Here is a 1,807-nt window from a genome sequence, read left to right as displayed (position 1 = left end):
TTGAGGGTCGCCGTTGCGTTCCCGAGGCTGACGCGGTCCGTCGCCGGGTTTCGCAGGCGCCTCGTGCGACCCATTGAGGGTCGCCGTCACGCTCCAGGGCACCGGAGTGGGACGCGGGCTGGCCCTCGGGCCGGTCCTGCGCATGCCGGAGCCGCTGCCCGAGCCCGAGGACACCGCCAGCACCCGCAGCATCGCTCAGGAGGAGGAGCGCGCCGTCTCGTCGCTCTCCGCCACCGCCGCGACGATCCGCCACCGAGGCGAGCGGGCCGGCGGCTCGGCGAAGGACGTCCTCGACGCCCAGGCCCTGATGGCCGAGGACCCGTCCCTCGCGGACGACGTCAAGGCGCGGATCGCCGGGGGCAAGACCGCGGAGCGCGCCGTGCACGAGGCCTTCGCCGGCTTCCGCGACCTGCTCGTGGCGATGGGCGGCTACATGGCCGAGCGCGCGACCGACCTCGACGACGTCTCGCAGCGCGTCGTGGCGCACCTGCGCGGCGTCGCCGCTCCCGGCGTCCCCGAGTCGGACGAGCCGTTCGTGCTCGTCGCCCGCGACCTCGCTCCGGCCGACACGGCGCTGCTCGACCTCGAGAAGGTCCTCGGCCTGATCACCAGCGACGGAGGGCCGACCTCGCACACGGCGATCCTCGCCCGGGAGAAGTCGATCACCGCCATCGTCGGCACCACCGGCGCCCTCGACCTGCGGGACGGCCAGCTCGTCATCCTCGACGCCACCTCCGGCGTCGTGACGGTGAACCCCTCGGACGCCGAGATCGGCGCCGCGAAGTCCTCGATCGCCGAGCGCGCCGAGATGCTCGCCGCACCGGTCGTCCCCGGCGCGCTGGCAGACGGCCACGCCGTGCCGCTGCTCGCGAACCTCGGCTCGGCCGACGGCGCTGCGAACGCGGTCGAGCTCGGCGCCGAGGGAGTGGGGCTGTTCCGCACCGAGTTCCTCTTCCTCGACGCGAAGGAGGCGCCCTCGGTCGCCGAGCAGGCGGAGCAGTACACGCGCCTGCTCGCTGCGTTCCCCGGCCGCAAGGTCGTCGTCCGCGCGCTCGACGCCGGCGCCGACAAGCCGCTGAGCTTCCTCAACGACGACCACGAGGAGAACCCGGCCCTCGGTCTCCGCGGACTGCGCGCCCTCCGCGCCAGCGAGCAGATCCTCCGCGACCAGCTCACCGCCCTCGCCCAGGCCGACGCCGCCACCGACGCCGACCTCTGGGTCATGGCGCCGATGGTCGCAACCGTGGACGAGACCCGCTACTTCACCTCGATGGCGCGGGAGCTCGGCATCCGTACCGCCGGAGTGATGGTGGAGGTCCCCTCCTCCGCCCTGCTCGCCGACCGCATCCTCGGAGTCGCGGACTTCGCCTCGATCGGCACCAACGACCTGACCCAGTACACGCTCGCCGCCGACCGCATGCTCGGCACGGTCTCGGCGTTCCAGGACCCGTGGCACCCGGCCGTGCTCCGCCTCGTCGGCGAGGTCGGCCGCGCGGGAGCGGCGCTGGGCAAGCCCGTCGGGATCTGCGGAGAAGCCGCCGCCGACCCGCTGCTCGCCGTGGTCCTCGTCGGCCTCGGCGCCACCACCCTCTCGATGTCGCCGTCGGCTCTCGCCGACGTCCGCGCCGAGCTGGCCGAGCACACCCTCGACGACGCCAAGCGGTACGCGGAGCTCGCTCTCGCCGCCGACAGCGCCGCCGACGCCCGTTCGGCGGTCACCGAGGCGATCGCCGCCTCCTGATCCCGGATCACCAGCCCCACCCCCCTGCACCACCCCGCCACTCGGGAGCCGGGACGCCTCAGGAGC

At 74.2% G+C, this 1,807-nt stretch carries 1 protein-coding gene; it reads left to right on the top strand.

The features are described from left to right. Window positions 1-142 precede the first annotated feature (142 nt). Window positions 143-1,741, top strand: coding sequence for a phosphoenolpyruvate--protein phosphotransferase (ptsP, locus tag C5C82_RS17025; RefSeq protein WP_244230703.1), 1,599 nt, complete (start codon window positions 143-145; stop codon window positions 1,739-1,741). Window positions 1,742-1,807: the final 66 nt, after the last annotated feature.

Source organism: Rathayibacter sp. AY1D5 (assembly GCF_002932515.1).
Taxonomy (GTDB): domain Bacteria; phylum Actinomycetota; class Actinomycetes; order Actinomycetales; family Microbacteriaceae; genus Rathayibacter.
Note: the sequence above shows the minus strand (reverse complement) of the source record. Positions and strands in the feature narration are given on the sequence as shown.